This window comes from Flavobacterium sp. WC2509, assembly GCF_052683105.1.
Genome location: NZ_JBQZFG010000001.1, coordinates 1,517,091 through 1,538,113 on the forward strand (window position 1 = coordinate 1,517,091; position 21,023 = coordinate 1,538,113).

At 32.9% G+C, this 21,023-nt stretch carries 13 protein-coding genes; 5 read left to right on the top strand and 8 right to left on the bottom strand.

All coding sequences use genetic code 11. From position 1 onward, the window contains the following. Positions 1-157: 157 nt before the first annotated feature. Positions 158-2,068: a M48 family metalloprotease gene (locus tag ACUN3A_RS06435; RefSeq protein ID WP_445550486.1), complete on the bottom strand. Its 1,911-nt coding sequence runs from the start codon at positions 2,066-2,068 to the stop codon at positions 158-160. A gap of 137 nt (positions 2,069-2,205) precedes the next feature. Next, positions 2,206-2,820, bottom strand: coding sequence for an RDD family protein (locus tag ACUN3A_RS06440; RefSeq protein ID WP_445550487.1), 615 nt, complete (start codon positions 2,818-2,820; stop codon positions 2,206-2,208). A 357-nt stretch (positions 2,821-3,177) separates the two neighbouring features. Between ACUN3A_RS06440 and ACUN3A_RS06445 the strand changes: the two genes are divergently transcribed. The 3 genes from ACUN3A_RS06445 to ACUN3A_RS06455 all read left to right on the top strand — a co-directional run bounded on the left by ACUN3A_RS06445 (position 3,178) and on the right by ACUN3A_RS06455 (position 11,431). Next, on the top strand, positions 3,178-9,450 hold the full coding sequence (locus ACUN3A_RS06445; protein WP_445550488.1) for an alpha-2-macroglobulin family protein: 6,273 nt from the start codon (positions 3,178-3,180) through the stop codon (positions 9,448-9,450). 121 nt (positions 9,451-9,571) lie between these two features. Continuing rightward, positions 9,572-10,387 (top strand): UDP-2,3-diacylglucosamine diphosphatase, encoded by an 816-nt coding sequence (locus tag ACUN3A_RS06450; RefSeq protein WP_445550489.1) that lies wholly within the window; start codon positions 9,572-9,574, stop codon positions 10,385-10,387. A 51-nt stretch (positions 10,388-10,438) separates the two neighbouring features. Further along, positions 10,439-11,431 (top strand): glycosyltransferase family protein, encoded by a 993-nt coding sequence (locus ACUN3A_RS06455; protein WP_445550490.1) that lies wholly within the window; start codon positions 10,439-10,441, stop codon positions 11,429-11,431. Positions 11,432-11,648: 217 nt separating this feature from the next. On the opposite strand, the gene obgE is transcribed toward ACUN3A_RS06455, so the two are convergent. The 4 genes from obgE to hpt all read right to left on the bottom strand — a co-directional run bounded on the left by obgE (position 11,649) and on the right by hpt (position 15,331). Further along, positions 11,649-12,650: a GTPase ObgE gene (obgE, locus tag ACUN3A_RS06460; protein WP_445550491.1), complete on the bottom strand. Its 1,002-nt coding sequence runs from the start codon at positions 12,648-12,650 to the stop codon at positions 11,649-11,651. 73 nt (positions 12,651-12,723) lie between these two features. Then, a complete protein-coding gene (locus tag ACUN3A_RS06465; RefSeq protein WP_445550492.1) occupies positions 12,724-13,998 on the bottom strand; it encodes a hemolysin family protein in 1,275 nt (424 codons plus the stop codon). A gap of 198 nt (positions 13,999-14,196) precedes the next feature. After that, positions 14,197-14,769 (bottom strand): adenylate kinase, encoded by a 573-nt coding sequence (locus ACUN3A_RS06470; protein WP_445550493.1) that lies wholly within the window; start codon positions 14,767-14,769, stop codon positions 14,197-14,199. Between the two features lie 31 nt (positions 14,770-14,800). Further along, complete coding sequence (hpt, locus tag ACUN3A_RS06475) at positions 14,801-15,331, bottom strand: hypoxanthine phosphoribosyltransferase (RefSeq protein WP_445552815.1); 531 nt, start codon at positions 15,329-15,331, stop codon at positions 14,801-14,803. A 290-nt stretch (positions 15,332-15,621) separates the two neighbouring features. Here hpt and ACUN3A_RS06480 point away from each other — a divergent pair, with 290 nt between their 5' ends. Continuing rightward, complete coding sequence (locus ACUN3A_RS06480; protein WP_445550494.1) at positions 15,622-17,712, top strand: TonB-dependent receptor; 2,091 nt, start codon at positions 15,622-15,624, stop codon at positions 17,710-17,712. Between the two features lie 23 nt (positions 17,713-17,735). Then, positions 17,736-18,296, top strand: a complete 561-nt coding sequence (locus ACUN3A_RS06485) for a hypothetical protein (protein ID WP_445550495.1) — start codon at positions 17,736-17,738, stop codon at positions 18,294-18,296. A 7-nt stretch (positions 18,297-18,303) separates the two neighbouring features. On the opposite strand, the gene ACUN3A_RS06490 is transcribed toward ACUN3A_RS06485, so the two are convergent. Then, entirely contained in the window at positions 18,304-19,590 is a 1,287-nt protein-coding gene (locus ACUN3A_RS06490) for a HupE/UreJ family protein (RefSeq protein WP_445550496.1), read from the bottom strand. Positions 19,591-19,849: 259 nt separating this feature from the next. Then, entirely contained in the window at positions 19,850-20,986 is a 1,137-nt protein-coding gene (locus ACUN3A_RS06495; RefSeq protein WP_445550497.1) for a hypothetical protein, read from the bottom strand. Between the last annotated feature and the right edge of the window lie 37 nt (positions 20,987-21,023).

The following is a 21,023-nucleotide window of genomic DNA, read 5'->3' on the forward strand; positions in this document are numbered from 1 at the left end:
GCGTTGAAAACACTACAATTTATTTTTTATATCCAGACGCACAACTGTTTAAAAACATTGCAAAAGCTAAAGCAAACTAATTCTATAAATTTATTTAGTGGCTTATTATTTATGAGTTTCTGCCAAAAATACTCTGGTGATCGGATCATCATCTATATTAGTTTCTTTCAATTCTAGCCTCTATTATTTTAGTCATTTCTTCAGTCAAGGCATTCCAATCTTCAAACAAATCACTTACTAGCGAATCATCTTCCAAAATATTTGCTGTTTTAATTCCATCTATATATCTGAATCTGTCAGCTGGGCTAGGATGTGTGTCGTCTTCAGTTGTTTTGCTGTTCAGCGCTTTGCTCAGTTCTTCTTCAATTGTTGCATCTTGATTACCTTTTAATTCATAAAGATTGTTTATCGGGCGTTTCAATTCTAAAGCTTCTTCAATTTCAACATCAGCATATTTTCCAAACTCGATTTGTCTTTTAATAACATGCGTCAACCCATTTACAAATGCTGGCGTACCAAATGTTTCAGCAGCTACCCTGTCGGCAAGAACTTCCTGTAGGCGCGATGCACCATGACTTATATTCTGAAATATAAAATTGTACAATCTAAGAAAGTGAAAAGCAACATTCCATATTGTATTTTGTTGAGCATTGTATAGTGCTATAAAATATTTCGTAATATCGTTTTGCACTCTAAAGGCAACTTCACCTCCCGCAGTATCCCTGTGTGTAAAATGCCCGTATTCATGAGCCAGTACAGCTTTAAAATCTCCTTTTTTGAAATTTTTTAAAACAGCCGTGCCAAGTATTAGGATTCGTTTACCTTCATCATTTATTTTCTCTCTCTTTGTACCTTTTTCGTAAACAGCGAGATCGGTCAACGGAGTGATACGAATTTCTTCTATGGGACGAGTTCCCATTATCTGGGCCACTTCATCGGTAAGACTAAATAATTTTGGAGCTTCTTCTTTCTTTAGTTCGCGACCTGGATCACTGTAATCAACTTTTAAAAGCAATGAACGAATCATATTATAAATAGTAATTAGTGCACCAATAACCAGAATGGCTACAAGTTTAATCGGAATTGTTCCAGCTAATAAAAAAAGATATATTATTCCACCGGTGAGCCCTATAATTAAAACAAATATGACTGGCAACGATATGTAATAATAATAACCTCCTATATTAATTAGAGTTTTATATCCTGAACGTAACCAACCTCCTGGTTTCACAGAACTGGTTTCTAACTGGTCACTTTCGATGGCTTTTAAAGTAACATTGGAAAACAATTTGCCGATAAGAAATAATAATAAAAGTCCAAAAGCCCATACAGCCACAAAAAAACCAAAATAAAAGACGGCATTAATTTTGAATATTTCATCGTTTATCCCCGAATTCAAAAATTGATCAACATCTTCTTGCGGAAGCCCCTTTTCCTGAGCTTTGAGTATTTCTTTTTTAGCTTCTTTCCATTGTTCTCCATAAGTCAACATCACAGCGCTATAGTAATGGGTAAACATCTCATTTGGATATTTTCCTTTTAGTTTTTCCACTATTCCTTTTGCAGTGGTGATGTCATTTACCCGAAGCGAGGCTTGAACAGACTCGGCAAGAATTTCTACATCATCACCGCCTGGAAGTTTTACTGCCTCCAAAAATAATTGCTGTGCTTCATAGAGTTTTGTTGAATCTTTAGAAATCATGTACCCCTCTGCCAAACTTGATAAGTTGTAAGCCGATCTGTTTATTTCAACTGCCTTTTTGCATAAATTTATTCCTTCTTGAGTATTTCCCAAGCTTAACTGTAAGCTGCCATGTCGGCGGATAACAGGGTCAAAATTGGGAGCTTTGGCATAAACAATCGAATATAAACTGTCTGCCAGTTTATATTTTTGTTCGTCCATAGCGATGGTACCCTTTTTAAAAGTTTCTACCAGTGAAGGATCTATCGCCTCAAGCTGTTTTTCTATTTTTTCTTCTTTTTGACGGTTTCTTGTTGGTGCTTGTGCCTGCAATTGGACACAAATCATCATAATAATAATTAACAGACTTAACTTTACTTTTTTCATAATTGGTTATTGGTTGGTTGGGGTTAATTAATCTGATAGAAATTTTTCTGGCTGAAAGTAATTATGATTGAAAACGCAAATTCTACTAAATCTCATAGTCTCACAAAATATTGTGCTTGTAGGCCAACTAAATTAATTTAGTCTTGAATATTCATCGCTTCTCTAATTTTGCTTATATATCTAGTTTTCACAATTACAGTTCCTGCTATATAATCATGAATGGCTCTTTTTCTTTTGTTTGTTAAAAGAACTATGAATTCGCTATAAATCCAAATATTAGAAACCCATGTATAAATCAAAAAAAACATTGGAGATAAAGACATTAGATATTGTGAGCGCTTCATCCAACCCAAATTATTAAAAACTGTCTCATCGGCAGATAAAAGACATAACGTCATCATTATAACACTGAATAAAGTTAAAACTAACAAAATAGAATGTCTTAAAATGGCTTCTTTCCAATCAATTGATTCTCCATTCAATTTGATTATTTTCATACCAGCTATTATTTTACCAGGTGTTCCGCCATTTTTTTTAGTCAAGTAAATATAATACCAGAGTCCAAAAACAAAATTTGGTATAACTGTATAGAAATAAATATTTTTTCCTAATCCATTTAAATATAATATTAGAAATATTATTGGCAACATAATGACAGCATCTATTAAAAGCGAAGCAAATCTCAGCCAAAATCCTGCATATATACTATCATCTATTCCGTCAATTTCTAAAGGAGTTTGGTTTTCATTCATAATAAATGGTTTTTTTATTTTAGATTATACGTGTTTCAATTGATTACCAATCATTTATACATAGTTCTTACAAAACAAGTTCTAATGAGCTATATCTGACAAACATAATGTTAATTTTTTAAAGTAAAAGTGATATATATCACAATTTTAGCTTCATCCACTTCCGTTGCCATTTTCTAAATTAACTGAACCTATTTCCTTTCTCTGATTAGGGCTACTTAATCATTTACAAAAAATAAGCACAATTCATTTGCTCGAAAAAATAAGAAAACATGCCTATTACAATTGGATTTAGCCAAAAATCAGTAATTTGTACGAAAATTATTTTTTAATATAATGCAGAATTCCATTATACTTATGAAAAACATTTATTTGCTCCTTCTTTTAATTTCGACTACATTATTTTCGCAACAATACGAAAAGGAATGGAATAAGGTCATCAAAAACGAAAATGATGGCAAAATAAAAACAGCCAATGAAATCGTTGCCAAAATCTACAAAAAGGCAGTTTCCAAAAAAGACGAAGTTCAAATCATCAAATGTTTTTTCTATTCTTCCAAATATTTGCAGGTAGTCGATGAAAACGCACAAACCAAAATTTTAAATAATTTAAAAACGCAAATTAAGTATGTAAGTATTCCGTCTCAGGCCATACTGAACTTGGTTTATGCAAAATGTTTGAGTGATTACAATGAGCATTATGATGACGTTGCAGTTGTAGTTGCAGATACAATCGCACTCGCAGAGGGAAATAATGAAGCAACAATTGACACTTCAACAGTTAATGATTTTAAAACCGCAGAAGATATTGTCAAAATATTCGATAAAACATTAGAAAACGAAACTGCTTTAAAAGCAACTCCTTTAACTAATTACGAACCAATTTTTGATTTCTTTACTTTAGAAAAATTCAAAAAAGAAAATCTATTTGATTATTTATTAGAAGAAAATATTACTTTTTATAAATCAAAAATATACGAATGGAATTTTCAGCCAAAAGAATATGAAAATTATAAAAACATCTTTCTAGGCAACACAGGTGCCTTTTTAAAATTAAACCTTGATTTTATCAAAGATGAAAATCTAAAAAAAGTGCTCTCCTTATATCAAAAACTAGAAGCTGACGCTCCAACTATTGATAACAAATTAGAACGCATATTGTTTTGCTCTGAGTTCCTGATAAAATCAGATGAAGATTTATTGAATGCTTTAATTTCCTTAGAAAAAGAAACAAAAGAAGCAATTCAACTGCAAAAAATTCAATTAGAAAAGGCTAATGTTTATTCCAAATTAGCATCCAAAGAAACACATCCTGATTATAACAATAAAGCGATTTCCGAATTAGAAAATGTTTTGAAAATCAACAATAATTCAAATACCTACAAACTGGCCATTCAAAAAAAGGAAGAGCTGCTTTCAAAAACCATTCAAGTCGAACTCCAAAAATACATTTACAATAAAGAAAACGCGAGAGCTTTTATTCGATCTAAAAACACAAACAACTTAACGATTTCCTTTTTTAAAATCAATTACAGCAAGATTGCAGATTTTCATAATATCCCCAACAAAATAGACAGTTTAACAACACAAATTGTAACTCACAAAAAGCCATTAATCTCAAAAAGTTACCAACTCATTGATAAAAAAGATTATTTCGAATATACTACCGAAGTCGTTTTACCAATGTTAGAAACCGGAAGTTATTTAGTTTATTTTGAAAGTGATACCGACTCCAAAGACAAAAAAGGTTTTGGCTACGAAACCATTACAGTATCTAATCTTTCGGTTTTGGCAAATGCAAAAGCTGGCACTGAATATTACACTGTTCTCGACAGAAAAACAGGTAAACCGTTGGAAAATGTCATTTTAAAATCAAGTTATTTTGATATGAAAACTAATGCGGATGGCTTAGCGACATATAAATCAAAAGAGAGCAACAATAACTATTACAATAATTTCCCCATTCTATTCACCACTGCGAACGACACTATTTTAATTAACAAAAACTACATTGCATATGGCGTTGATTATGCCGAAAATAATCAAAACGAAAAAGCGAAAAGCAAAGTACAATTCTATTTAGACCGCGCTATTTATCGTCCGGGACAAACGGTTTATTATAAAGGAATTGCGATTCAAAAAAAGAAAAACAAATCAAGTGTTGTTCCTAATACTTCTTTCAAAATAACCATCCAAGATCCTAATTACACCAATTTTAAAGAATTTGAAGTTACCACCAATGAATTTGGTTCCTTTTCGGGAGAATTTATTTTACCAAAAACAGGATTGACAGGAGATTTTAGAATTGAGGCACACGAACTTAAAGATTACAAAAAAGAAACTTCTTATGACAAAACAAAAGCCGAACACCCATTTTGGGATAATGTAGAATTTCAGAACTCATCAACTAATTTTAAAGTAGAAGAATACAAGCGTCCGAAGTTTGAAGTGACTTTTGAACCTAAAAAGGAAAGCTTTCAAGTGAATCAATCGGTTTCTGTAAAAGGTACTGCAAAAGCATTTGCAGGAAGCAGTATTTCGGATGCTAAAGTGACTTACATTATAACCCGTTTTACAAATTCTTTCAGAAATTTTAACTATTACGAGCCAGAAGAAATTATAGTTAGCAGTGAAACCAAAACGGATGCTTCTGGGAAATTTGCGATAGATTTTATTGCGCAACCGTCAAAAAATGCGAGTAAGGAACAACTTCCAGTTTTCAATTACCGAATAAATGCAAGCATTACCGATATTAATGGCGAAACGCACACGGCGGTAGCAACTATCAAAGTGGGCTATCACGATTTGGTACTGAATGCTTCTATCCCAAATAGCATTGAGACAAAAAACAAAAATGAAATCACACTGAACAGTACTAATTTGAATGGAGAATTTAAAGCAGTAAAAGGCGAAATCAAATTGTATTTTGTAAATCCTTTTCCAAATAAATTCAAATACAGAGTTTTTCAACAACCTGAAATCAACACCATTTCGGATTCTGATTTTGAAAAATTATTTCCCTACGAAATGAACTTTTCTAAAGCTTCCGAAAAGCCAACTGAAACTTTAGTTTTTTCTAAAAATGTTGACACCGAAAAGGATAAAAAAATAGTTCTTGATTTTATTTCTAATTATCAATCTGGAAATTATAAAATTGTGTTTTCTGCAAAAGACAGTTTTGAAAATCCACTTGAAACTATTTCTAGTTTTTCAATTATACAAAGCAAAGACAAATACAACCCAAATCAATTATTTACCGTTGAACAAATCAATAAAGACCCGAAAAAAGATGGTTTTGTAACCGTTCAGCTCCGTTCAACATTAGACACACTGCACATTCGTACGATTGCCAATTATAAAAACAGCACATTTTATGAAAAAAATATTGTTATAGAAAACCACCAAGTTACTATTATAATACCGTTTCAAAAAGAATTCGAAAAGTCCATAAGAATTGGTTTTGAAAGTATTTTTGAAAACCAAACTTTCAATAATCAAATAGAAGTAGTATTAAAATTTGAAGAGCCAAAAATGGAATTTTTGACAGAAAGTTTTAGAAATAAGATCCAGCCCGGAAGCAATGAAAATTGGTCTTTCAAATTGAATGCTTCCAATGCTAAATCGGAAGCCGAGATTTTGGCATCTATGTATGACAGCTCTTTGGACCAATTTACCAGAACGGATTGGGGCGCATTGGATTTTTATGCCTATAATAACAATAATGTATACTTCAGGACAGGTTTAGGATTTGACAAGACCAATATTTATGTTCGAAATTTAAATTTAGAATCAAATCCATTAGAATTTCAGAATGAAGAAACTCGACTAAAATGGTTTGGATTTAATTTTAATTCAATTAAAGGAGATGCAAATGCAGCAATAACTGTAGAAGAAGTGGGAAATGTAATGGCAATTAGTCTTCCACCTGCACCTGGAGTTGATCAAGTTAAATTCGTAAAACCTGTAGTAGCCAAAGCAGAAGATGTTGCAGAAGAATCTCCTAAAATTGGATATGCCTCAATGAAAAAAGAAGCTCTTACTGGAGTATCAGTAAGAGGTAGCAATTCAATTTATGGCTCTCGTTCAGCCAATGGACCAATACCGTTATACGTTATCGATGGAGAAATCTCCTCTGAAGCTATTTTTAAAAGATTAAATCCTTCGGATATCATTTCAATAGATATTTTAAAAGACGCCAGCGCAACTGCTCTTTACGGAACTGAAGCCATAAACGGAGTGATTATCATCACAACAAAAAAATCATTAGAAGCTTTAACTCAAGTAAAAGCAAGAAAAAATCTCTCTGAAACTGCATTTTTTCTACCTAGTTTAAAAACAGATGCCAAAGGGAAAGTAAGTTTTAGTTTTGTTTCCCCCGAAGCTTTGACAGCTTGGAAACTTCGTTTATTAGCACATAACAAAGATGCTGTAACTGGTTATTTAGAAAAAAGTGTTATAACCCAAAAAGAATTGATGATTGCTCCAAACTTTCCTCGCTTTTTTAGAGAAAAAGACACCATTGTAATTAGTGCAAAAATCTCGAATATGACTAATCAGGCGAAAACAGGAATTGCTGTTTTACAGTTTTTTGATGCAGCAACAATGCAGCCCATAAATGCGAAAATGCTGAATGCAAAAAACGTCAAAAACTTTACTATTGGCGCATTTGGAAATATAAATACCAAATGGACTATCGCAATTCCAGAAGGACTGCAAGGCGTTCAATACAAAGTTTTGGCTAAAGCTGGAAATTTCTCTGATGGGGAAGAAAATATAATACCGGTTTTAACCAATAATATGTTAGTTACCGAAAGTATTCCGATTTGGATTCGGGAGAATTCTAAGAAAGAATACACTTTTGAGAATTTAAAAAACAACAATTCGGCTACTTTAAAAAACCATCAGTTTACGTTAGAATACACTTCGAATCCGTCTTGGACTGCCATTCAATCGCTTCCTTATTTGATGGAATACGAACACGAATGCGCCGAACAAACTTTCGCTCGTTTTTATGCAAATGCTTTGGCTTCGGAAATCATTTCGAGCAATCCAAAAATTGCCAGCCTTTTTGAAACTTGGAGAAAAAACGGAAAATTAAATTCTAAATTAGAAGAAAATGAAGAATTAAAATCAATGATTCTTGCCGAAACTCCTTGGTTAAACGATGCCCAAAACGAAGATGAAAAGAAAAAGAATCTAGCCTTACTTTTTGATTTAGAAAAAATGAAAACTTCGCAGGAAGCTACTTTCGACAAATTAAAACAAAAGCAAAAATCGTCCGGAGGATTTGCCTGGTTTGACGGAAGCGATGAAAACGAATACATTACCCGTCACATTTTGGCTGGTTTGGGACATCTTTCAAAATTAAGTAGCAACGAAAACAATACCGCTAAAATCAAGCCGATTTCCTCAACTGGAATTCCTTTTCTTGATAGAAAATTTTTAGAATATCATAAAATCAGAAGTCAAAATCTTAAAACAACAGACAAATTAATTTGGATAAACCCATATTCTGATTTGCATTATTTATACACCCGAAGTTTCTATTTAAAAGATTATCCACTTTCAGACGCTTTAAAAAAAGCAACAAAATTGTATATTGAAACAGCCAAAAATGATTGGCTAAACTATTCTTTATACGAAAAAGGATTAGCAGCGTTAACATTAAATCGCTTTGGCGAAAAAGATGCTGCCAAAAAAATTATTGAAAGCTTAAAAGAAACCGCTTCCAACAATGAAGATTGGGGCATGTATTGGATTGCGAACAAAGCAGGCTGGTATTGGCACCAAGCACCGATAGAAACCCAAGCACTTTTGATTGAGGCTTTCGACGAAATAGGAAACGACACCAAATCGGTTGACGCCATGAAAGTGTGGTTATTAAAAAACAAACAAACCAAAAACTGGCCCACCACAAAATCCACCACCGAAGCGATTTATGCTTTACTGATGCAAGGAACTGATTGGCTAAGTATCAAAGACAACACAATCATCAAAATTGGAGAAGAAAAAATTCTAACCAAAAAACTGTCTGAAAACGAAAAAGAAGCCGAAACAGGTTATTTAAAACTCAATTGGAAAGCGGACGAAATCAAAAAAAATATGGCTGTTATTTCCATCGAAAACAAATCAAAAGTTCCCGGCTTTGGAGGTGTTTATTGGCAATATTTTGAAGACTTGGATAAAATCAAAACCAATTCAGGGAGCCTTTTATCCGTTTCCAAAGAATTGTACCTAAAGAAAAGCACCGCTAAAGGAGATGAATTACAAAAAATAACGGCCCAAAATGGTTTGAAAATTGGCGATTTGGTTACCGTTCGCTTAATTATTACAACCAAAGAAGATGTCGAATTTATTCACCTAAAAGATATGAGAGCTGCTTGTTTTGAACCCATAGATGTACTTTCGAGCTATCAATACAAAGGCGGACTCGGTTTTTACAAAAGCACAAAAGACACTGCAACCCATTTCTTTTTCAACCAAATAAACAAAGGAACTTATGTTTTAGAATATGACATTCGAGTAAATAATCTTGGTGATTTCTCCAACGGGATTACAACAATTGAAAGCATGTATGCACCAGAATTTTCAAGCCATACCAAAGGAATTAGAGTAAACGTCAAAGAATAAAAGATTCTTCATTCAGTAAAAAACCGTATCGTTTAATTAAACGATACGGTTTTTTTATATATAAATAATACTCAGAACACATTGAGATAACATTACGGTCTTACTTTCGCAAAAACTAAAAATGAAAAGGAAAAGAAAAATTCCGCTGGTTGTTATAAGTGATGTTCATTTAGGCACTTACGGATGCCATGCCAAAGAATTATTACAGTATTTAAAATCAATCAATCCTCAAACATTGGTTTTAAACGGAGACATTATCGATATGTGGAGTTTCACCAAAAGTTATTTTCCCGCTGCACACATGAATGTCCTGAGACAAATTATAAAAATGTCAAATATGGGCACTCGGGTAATCTACATTACTGGAAATCACGATGAAGCATTGCGAAAATATTCCGATTTCATTTTAGGAAATTTTGAGTTGGTCGATAAACTCATTCTTGATTTAGACGGCAAAAAAACCTGGATTTTTCATGGTGATGTATTTGATTCTTCGACTCAGGGATATGCCAAAATACTAGCCAAACTAGGCGGAAAAGGCTATGATTTATTGATTCTAATTAACAGTTTAATCAATTGGTTTTTGGAACTTTTAGGCAAAGAAAAAAGAAGTTATTCTAAAATGATAAAAGACAGTGTAAAGAAAGCTGTTTCTTTTGTATCCAATTTTGAAACTACCGCAGCCGAAATTGCCATCGAAAAAAAATATAGTTATGTCGTTTGCGGACATATTCACAAACCGCAAATGAAAGAAATAGTAAATGAGCACGGAAGTGTAATGTACCTAAATAGCGGCGATTGGATAGAAAACCTAACTGCATTAGAATATAAAAAGCAAAACTGGAGTCTTTACTTTTATAAAGCTGACCATTACAAAGACTCAGACCACCAGGAAGAAAAATCCGAAAGCGACATTGTAAACAAAATACTCTCCTAAAACCCAATTTAGCTTAACTCTCAAACGTTCTTAAACACAAAATATACAGCAATGAAAATATTTTACGCTATTCAAGCAACAGGTAATGGGCACATCAGCAGAGCCGTACAATTATATCCTTATTTACAAAAATTTGGTGAAGTTGATTTTTTTCTTAGCGGCAACAACGCCAGCCTTGATATTAATTTGCCGATAAAATTCAAAAGTGCGGGTTGTAGCTTACATTATAGCAAATGTGGCGGTTTAAATTACTGGGACATCGTCAAGAATGTAAATCCAAAACAAATATATAAAGACGCCGATATATTACCGCTAAAAAACTACGATGTCGTCATTAATGATTTTGATTCTATCACTGCCTTAGCCTGCAAAATGCAAAAAGTACATTCCGTACAATTTGGACATCAAGCCAGTTTTTTATCACCGTTGACTCCCAGACCCGAAAAAAAGAGTCTTATGGGCGAAATGATTCTGAAACATTATGCGCCTTCGCCAAAACACATTGGTTTGCATTTTGACAAATACGATGATTTTATTTTTCCGCCAGTGATCAAAGATGAAATTGTAAATGCCGACCCTAAAAACAAAGGTCACATCACCGTTTATTTACCTTCTTTCCAACAGGATTGTTTAGAAAAAGCCTTCAATAAACTTTCCAATTTATCATTCCATTGGTTTCTAAATGACATACAAACAACACACACCATAAAAAACATTACCTACTACCCTGTCAATCAAGCCTACTTCAACGAAAGTCTCATAAACTGCGAAGGAATCATAACAGGAGGTGGATTTGAAACGCCATCCGAAGCTTTATACCTTGGCAAAAAAATACTTTCCATTCCTATTCGGAAGCATTATGAGCAAGAATGCAATGCTGCAGCGCTCAAAAAACTAGGCGTTCCCGTTCTCTACGATGTTGGTGATGACTTTGATTTAATAATCGAAAACTGGCTTACTTCCCCAATACAATACCCTAAAATGAAAGCCAATAATATTCCCGAGACCTTGCAATATTTATTTGACACGTATAATGACAAATAAAATATTCACAATTTGGGCATGACCGCAAGGGTCGGGCTGTCCATTATATCTTTTCTTTTCCTAAAGGAGGAAAAGAAAAGGATGCCATTCCCATCCCTCATGCAGCTCCGTTTTTAAGAAGACCATTTTTGATAGAATTCAAATCTTATTTATACAAAAAAAACCCGATCTGAAATATTTCAAATCGGGGTCTTTTATTGTGAAAAATCTAAATTAATTAATCATTCAGCATTTTCCAAAGCTTATCTTTCAATTCGGTCAAGCCTTGTTGGGCAACCGAGGAAATAAACATATAAGGAGTACCTTTGAATTCTTCGTCTAATTGTATTTTCAATTCAGCTTTCAATTCTTCATCAAGCATATCGATTTTCGAAATTACTAACAAACGCTCTTTATCCAACATTTCTGGATTGTACTTTGTCAATTCATTTACCAAAATATCATATTCTTCTTTGATATTTGGAGTATCAACAGGAACTAAAAACAACAAAGTCGAATTACGTTCTATATGACGCAGGAAATAATGACCTAGCCCTTTTCCTTCGGCAGCACCTTCGATGATTCCAGGAATATCGGCAATTACAAACGATTGAAAATCTCTGTAAGCTACAATTCCAAGATTTGGTTTTAAAGTCGTAAAAGGATAATCAGCAATTTTTGGTTTTGCAGACGTTAAAACCGACAATAAGGTTGATTTTCCAGCATTTGGAAAACCTACCAAACCAACATCAGCCAAAACTTTAAGTTCTAAAATCACATCCATTTCTACCCCTGGCAAACCTGGCTGAGAATATCTTGGCGTTTGATTTGTTGAGCTTCTAAAGTGCCAGTTACCTAGACCTCCTTTACCTCCACGACAAAGAACTTGTTTTTCTCCGTCTTCGGTAATTTCAAAAAGAGTTTCACCGGTTTCTTTATCTTTAACAACAGTTCCTAATGGAACTTCGATGTATTTATCTTCACCATCGGCACCTGTACTTCTATCACCACTTCCATCACCTCCATAACCCGCTTTAATATGACGTGCAAATTTTAAGTGAAACAAAGTCCAAAGTCCTTTATTACCTACTAGATAAACGTGTCCTCCTCGTCCACCATCACCACCGTCTGGCCCACCTTTTTCAATAAATTTTTCTCTATGCAAATGCGTAGATCCCTTTCCCCCTTTTCCGGAAGAAACATAAATTTTTACGTAGTCTACAAAATTTCCCTCTGTCATATTTTCTTATTTAAAGTTTAATCGTTTAATCGTTTAGTTGATTTTCTAAACTCATAAACTTCTAAACCATTTTTTAACCCTTTAAGGTTTTCACCATTACTTTATCAATCTTCACGCCATCCATATCGATGACCTCTAACACAAATTTTTGCCAAATTAACTTTTCTCCTTCTTTTGGAATATGTGCTAATTCGGTCATTATTAATCCACTTACGGTGGTCACTTCGTAATCATTTATCAAATCATCCAACTCGAAATACGTCAGAAAATCGTGTAGCGAATAATGTCCGTCTACCATCCAGGTTCCATCTTCTCTTTCGATTAATTTAAAATCATCTTTATAAAAATCAGATGCATTTCCAACCAAAGCTTCCAAAATATCATTCAACGTAATAATTCCTTGAAAAACTCCATATTCATCAGAAACTAATGCATAATGAATTCCTGTTCTTTTGAATTGTTCCAATGCTTTATAGGCAGTCGTCTGCTCCATCATGAAAGGAGCTTCGGTAAGAATTTCAGGTAAATTAAAATTTTCGTTATCAACATTGGCAAAAATGCTTTTCAAATTGACAACCCCAACAATATCATCATGATTCTCGCCATAAACTGGATAAACAGAATGCAATTCTTTGATCATAAACCCCCTTACCTCGCTTTTATTTGCTTGTAAAGGCAACATCATGACTGACTTTCGGTGCGTCATTAACGAGTTGATTTTTCGATCTCCAATATGAAAAACACGTTCTACTATATCTTGCTCTATTTCCTGAACTTCTCCACCTTCAGTACCTTCTTTGATGATGGCTTTTATCTCTTCCTCAGTTACTTTCCCGTCAGCGGTAGGTTTTATTTGAAAAATATCCAATAAAAAATCTGTCGAAGTCGTTAACATCCATATAAAAGGAGCTGTAATTATAGAAACTATCTTCATAGGAAAAGCTACAGCTTTTGCAATACCTTCTGGATAGTTTAATCCGATTCTTTTGGGTAATAATTCTCCTAATACTAACGAAAAGAAAGTCAATGTTACAACAACAATTCCAACAGCTATTGAATGTGCATAAGGAACCAATGAATGAAATCCTTTTATGAACGTTTCTACATCGGTAGTGATTTTGTCTCCACTAAAAATACCTGTAAGAATTCCAATAAGTGTAATTCCTATTTGTACGGTTGACAAAAACTTATTAGGCGAATTAGCTAAATCTAATGCAATTTGGGCATTTTTATGTCCTTTTTTTGCTGCGGTTTCCAATCTGTTTTTTCGTGCCGAAATCAATGCGATTTCAGACATAGAGAAAACCCCGTTTAAGAGTATTAGAAAAAATATTATTACTATTTCCAATGTTTAGTTAATTCGTTTATAAAAGTTTTGTTGTTGTGTAACTGTATTTTTTTTAGCCCAGATGGAAGTGAAAAGCTCATAGCTATAAAAAACTAATTTTTCTTGTCATAAAAGAGCGACCAACGGAAGCTCCTTTTATGACATAGAAAAATAGTTATTTTATGGCTGTGACTTGAAACGTACAGCTGGAGATTGCTCCTACAAATTATCGATAACAGCAGTAAGTCTTTCTGTAATTTCCTGAATAGTTCCTATTCCGTTTACAGCGTGAAACTTATTTTGCTCTTTGTAATATCCAATTAGCGGGGCAGTCTTTTCATTATATTCCTGGTAACGATTTCTGATTTTTTCTTCATCCTGATCGTCTACTCTTCCGCTCGTTTTTCCTCTTTCTAATAATCTAGCTACTAAAATATTATCATCAGCTTCTAGCGCTACGGTTGCTGCTACTTTTGTACCAATCGTTGGCAAAAAAGCATCCAATGCTTCGGCTTGACCAATAGTTCTTGGGTATCCGTCAAATAAAATACCGTTTGAATCTAAATGTTTGTTTACTTCGTCAATAAGCATTTTTGTTGTCAATTCATCTGGAACCAAATCCCCAGCATCCATAAACACTCTGGCTTCTTTCCCTAATGGAGTGTCGTTTTTCAAATTATAACGAAAAACATCTCCTGTTGAAATGTGTTGTAAATTGTATTTTTCTTTTAAAAATTCTGCCTGAGTTCCTTTTCCTGCCCCTGGCTTTCCAAATAAAACAATATTGATCATTCCCTTTTTATATATGATTTTTACTAATTTTTTATTCTTTTAATTGATACACTTCGGGTAAATTTCTACCTAAACCATCGTAATCTAAACCAAAACCGACAATGAATTTATTTGGAATCCGAATTCCAACATAATCAATTTTTAAGTCTTTTTTGTAAGCTTCGGGTTTGAAGAAAAGTGTAGCAATTTTAAAATGCTTAACATTTTGATTTTTAAACAAATTTTTAAGCTCTTCTAAAGTGTTTCCTGTGTCGATAATATCTTCTAAAACAACTACGGTACGCCCTGTTAAATCCTGGTTCAAGCCAATTAATTGCTTCACAGATTCGGTTGAAGATGTCCCTTCATAGGAAGCTAACTTGATAAAAGAAACTTCACATGGTTTTTTATATAATTTTAAAAAATCTGAAACTACCATAAAAGAACCATTCAAAACCCCAATAAAAATAGGTGTTTCATCAAAAAAATCGTCTTCTATTTGTGCAACCATCTTTTCAATAGCAAAGTTTATCTCTTCGGCAGAAATAAACGGAACAAATTGTTTATCGTGTAGTTGTATCACCATTTTATGTTTTAAAATAATGCGCAAAGATACAGAATTACAAACAAACGAAGACATCAAAATATACAGTGAGTATTTTTTTTTCAGAATATTAAATATCACAGAATATTTGCAAATCAATCCTTTTAAAAATTTTTATTTTATTAAATTGCTATCCTCTAAACTTGTTAACTACAAACCACAATAAAACCATCCTCCAACTATTTCCTGTTTCCCTGCGAAGCCTTGTTTCTAATAATGTTACGAAGATATTAAACGAGGATGTTTTTAATAATTTCACCCAACGGATTATGATCCTAAATAAATATTATCCTCTCTATTTTTTATTATTTTGTTTTCTAAACATTCAGGCTCAAAATAAAAAAAGCGAAATTATTGATTCGCTAAAAACTGAAAATCTCAAGGAGGTTTTAATCAGTCCGCTTCATATTAATAAAAACTTGCAAGACACTCCTGCTTCTATTGGTATTTTATCCAAAAAAGATTTACTGCAAAATAACACGACGGATATTAGTACTGTCCTAAATACGATTCCCGGTGTTTTTATGCAATCATCAAACTTTACTACAACTCGAATTTCGATTCGGGGTATTGGTGCAAGAACACCTTATGGAACCAATAAAATCAGAGCTTTTTACGGCAGTATTCCGCTGACTTCTGGTAATAGCGAAACTGTTATTGATGACATTGATCTAGAAAACCTTAATCAAATTGAGATTATAAAAGGGCCACTTTCGAGTGTTTACGGTGCGGGATTGGGTGGGGCAATTTTAATTTCACCTCAACTTTCTACAAAAAATGGACAAACTGCAGGAATAAGTACTGTTGCTGGTTCATACGGTTTATTAAAAAACAGTTTGAATTATAGTTTAACCGAAAAACAAGGAAGTTTGAATTTGAGTTATCACAATCTCAAAACAGACGGTTGGAGAGAAAACAGTGCTTATAATCGGGAAGGAATTACTTTGGCAGGCGAATTGTTTAAGAAGAAAAACAACAAGTTGACATATTTTACAAATTATACCTATTTAAAAGCCTACATCCCAAGTTCTATTAACAAAGCAATGTTTGATACTGATCCGCAGGCTGGAGCACCGACATGGGTTGCATCAAAAGGATATAAAGAATATAAATCGACTTTGGCAGGATTAGCTTATGATACTAAGATTAATGAAAATCTGAGTAATTCGACTTCTATTTTCATCAATTATAAAGACAGTAACGAACCAAGACCTTTTGATATTTTACGACAATATACTTTTGCAACTGGCGCAAGAACTCAGTTTTCGGGGAATTTTAAAATTGCAGGAACTGAAAATCAATTTATTGCTGGAATTGAATATTTCACAGATAATTACAAAGGCAATACTTTCGAAAATCTATATAAACAGAATAATGGCCAAGGAAGCTTACAAGGAAATCAGCTGACAGAAACGGGTCAGAATAGACATTTTTACAATATTTTTTCGCAGATTAGAACGTTGCTTTCTAAACAATTTGAAATTCAAGCGGGACTGAATTATAATAAAACGAAATTTGAATTGGAAAACTACAATCTCAATTCAACTCAAAATTATAGTTACGATGGTATTTTTTCGCCACAGCTTTCTTTACTTTTTAAACCAAACAATCAGCAAACTGCTTATTTTTCTGCAAGTCGAGGATTTTCATTGCCTGCAACAGAAGAAACTTTAACTAGCTCAGGCACTATAAATCCCGATATAAAACCAGAGAACGGCTATAATTTTGAAATTGGAAGTAAATGTTACTTTTTTAACAAAAGTCTTTACACAGAAGTGAGTGTTTATCGAATGGAAATAAAAGATTTATTGGTTGCCAAACGGGTGGGCGATGATCAATATGTTGGAGTAAATGCAGGCAAAACACTTCATGAAGGAATTGAAATCACGTTAAATCACAATTTACCCATTAATACCTTTTTTACTCTAAACTCATACCTTTCTGGGTCTTTCGGCACTTATGAATTTAAAGAATTCGTTGACAATGGAAATGACTTTTCAGGAAATAAACTGACTGGTGTTCCTGCAAATAAAGTCAATGCTGGAATAACTTTAAATACAAATTCAGGAATTTATCTAAGCGGTGATTTTCAATTTATTGATAAAATTCCTTTAAATGATTCCAACTCAGTTTATGCAGATTCTTACGATATCATTAATCTAAAAACTGGTTATCGTTTCCAAATATTACCTCAGTTATCTGCGCATCTGGCAGCGGGAGTAAACAATTTAACTAATGAAAAATATGCTTCATTAATTTTACCAAATGCAGTTGCAGTTGGAAATACATCTCCGAGATATTATTACCCAGGTCTCCCTATAAATTATTATGGAATGTTTTCTGTAAATTACTTATTTTAGAAGATTATTAAATTTAATAAAAGATGTCCTCCGAACTCCAATTAAAACTCAATTATGTAAATGCTTACAGAGAAAACCGTCTTAAGGTTGCTCAAGAAATTTTAGATAATAAAGATTATTTTGATGAATTGGTTAAAATCTGCTTTTCTCCTTCTGACAAAAACAATCACAAAGCCTGTTGGATTTTAGAATTTGTATCCTATGAAAAATTGATTTGGCTAGAACCTTATGTTGATTTTTTCTTCGAAAATTTGAAACTTTTAAAAGAAGAAAGTTCACTTAGACCAATTGCAAAAGTAGTACAGCTTTTAGTAAAATCACATTACAAAAAAGACGAAAACTGCATTATATTATCCGAAGAAAATCTTCAAAACTGCATCGAAACCTCTTTTGATTGGCTTATAACAGATACAAAAGTGGCTACTAAAGCCTATTCTATACGAACATTATATCTTTTAGGAAATACATACGATTGGATTCGTCCAGAACTGCAAATCATTTTAAACAAGGATTATCCAAATCATTCAGCCGCCTATAAAGCTGTCGCCAGAGAAGTTTTAAAGAAAATAGATAATCGCAAATAATTATCTTTTAAATTATCTTTCTTTTAATTTTAATTCGTTCCCCAACATTTATAATTATTGCAGTAATTGCTAACATTCCTATTAGATATGGAGCATACTGAGTGCTTTTTAAGATAAAAACAGAAATCCAATTTGAATGCTCTGTAATCCTTTCGGCAATCCAAGCTAATGCCGCTATTCCTGACAAAACCGCCAAAATATTTCGCACATATTTATAAGTTGAAGATCGGCTTAACAAAATAATCCACGGAACAGTAATTCCTATTACAAAAAGCTGCATCAATTCGATTCCGATATTAAATCCTAATATACTCAAAACCATCGCACTTGTATCAAGATTAAGATTGACTAAAATACTTGCAAAAGCCAAGCCGTGAATCAAGCCAAACCCAGCCGCTACGTACACTTCCTTTCCTGGAAAAAGAGGATAAATGGCATGTATTGCCGAAATTAAAATAGAAAATGCAATGAGCACCTCAACTAGTTGCGAAGGCAAATGCAACCAACCCAATGCACCTATTAATAAAGTAATCGAATGTCCAATTGTAAAAGCTGTCACTATTTTTAATAACCCTACAATACTAAACTTTACACCTCCAAAGCCGCCCCATTTTTTACCATTTACTACAAGCGTAGCAGGCAATAACAAAACGAGCAAAAATAGCAAGTGATCTGTTCCTTCTTTAATGTGCTGCATTCCTAATTCTACCATACTCTTAAAACCCGTAAACCATGTTCCGTGTCCTAATTGTATTTTTAAAGGCTGTATTATTCCCATCTGAGGATCTACAGCTATTACTCCTATTTGTTTCGCGTTTTCGGGTGCAATTCCCTTTTGCCAATCTTGGTCAACAGAAAACAAAATAGATTGAGTCGGGATTTGATGTATGATAATATCACAAGAAAGATCAAAATTTCTTAGACTATTAACATTACTCGGTTTAAGATATATTGAGGCAATAACTTGTTTGTATTTACCAACAATAGGATCTTCGTTTTCATTAATTAAAATAGAACCTACACTGACATTCCATGAACTACGCAAGGAATCTGTTACCAGAATATGTTGTAAATAATATTGTTTTAAATTATTTAGCTCCACTGATGATTGTAGCGAAATAGATTTTTTATAAGCTGTCTCTAGTATTTCTAATGGAGTACTGAATTTAATTAAAATCTGTTCTTTTTCAACAATAAGTTGTGCTTTACTATCAGGTAAAGCATGAGCTATTGCTAATCCTTTTCCTAAAAAAAACAGCAACACTAGTAAAACAATAATTTTATTTTTGTACATATATGTAAGTCGAAAGTTTAAAAGTCGTAAAGTCAAAAGAATCAATATTAACAATTGTCAGGTCGAGCGCAGTCGAGAACTATTACAGCATCTCCACTGCGCTCGATGAGACAAAAAATAATTAGACTAGTCAATCAATCTAAATGGTATTACAAATTTTATCTGATTTTAAAAATAAAACACTATATCATGGTTATTACTTAAACTTTAACTGGCGTAAGTAATTAAATAATTTGAATTTAGAAACAATTTAGAAGTCTTAATTCATTGCACTTAAGCTGTATTTTTTTTCTAAATACGGCGTTAGCGATTTATAAGGAATAATTGCCCAATCCAGAATATTACAACTTCCAGAAGGAAAAAAACCTAACAACAATCCTTTCTTCGTCATGGCATATGAAGGTACTGCCCAGGTCTCTGCTTTATTTAATCCACAAGCAGTATTTTTCATTTTCTCTGGATAAAGTGTTTTTAATATTGAAAAAATTTTAGACGCAAAAATATACTTTCTATACTCATAAGTCTCTTGAACATCATTTGCAGAAGGTCTTTTATCTGTTTTTTTTCCGAACCATACAATGCTTTCTAGATCTATCTGTTTTCCACTTTTAATACTCAAAACAGCCAACTGTTGTGACTTAGGAGAATTTTGTGTTTTAGAAGCACTACTCGACAGAATTTTAAAACTAATTAAATCTTTTGTCAAATACAGAATTTCTGTCGATACCTTTAATTCTTTTCTTTCTGTTCTAGAACGGAAATAGTTTAATAAAAGTGATAAGTGCATATTTTCAAGAGCAATATTTAGACTATCTACTTTTAATTTTTTATTCAAGCTACGCAATCTAAAAAAGGATACTCCCGATTCTTTTTCCTTAAACCAGTCAATTGAAACATTTTTTAAAGTTTTTTCTGTTTTCCCTTTAGTCAGATTAACTTTTGAAATCTTGTATGCATCATATAAATCCAAATCATTATTCTGAGAAAAATAATTGAATTTGGATGTTGGAACATTAGTAATTGGATTTAGATTGACATTGATTTTTTTACCAGCAACATCAAGCCAATACCCTTTATAAGAACCATTTTTATTTTCAGCAATTAGCAACTCTTCTTTACTTTCTGGAGCCTCGGTTCCCGTTACGGGTTCTGAATAAAATCGCCAAGCATTACCCATTATTCTGCCTTTAAAAAAACAGTCTTTTTTAGCATCATCAAAAAAATAAGTCATATCTCTAATAGGAGACTCATCGTAACACAACATTTTTACAACTAGCGTCCTTTCTCCAACTTTGCCTTGAAGATAAAGTATTTTGCTAATATGCGCCAATACTTCCCCAGACTTCATGAATGATGGTGCAAAATATGCCAATACAAAAACTAAAATATATTTCATTTTTTATTATTAAAAAAGGCGACTCGTTCCTCTGATG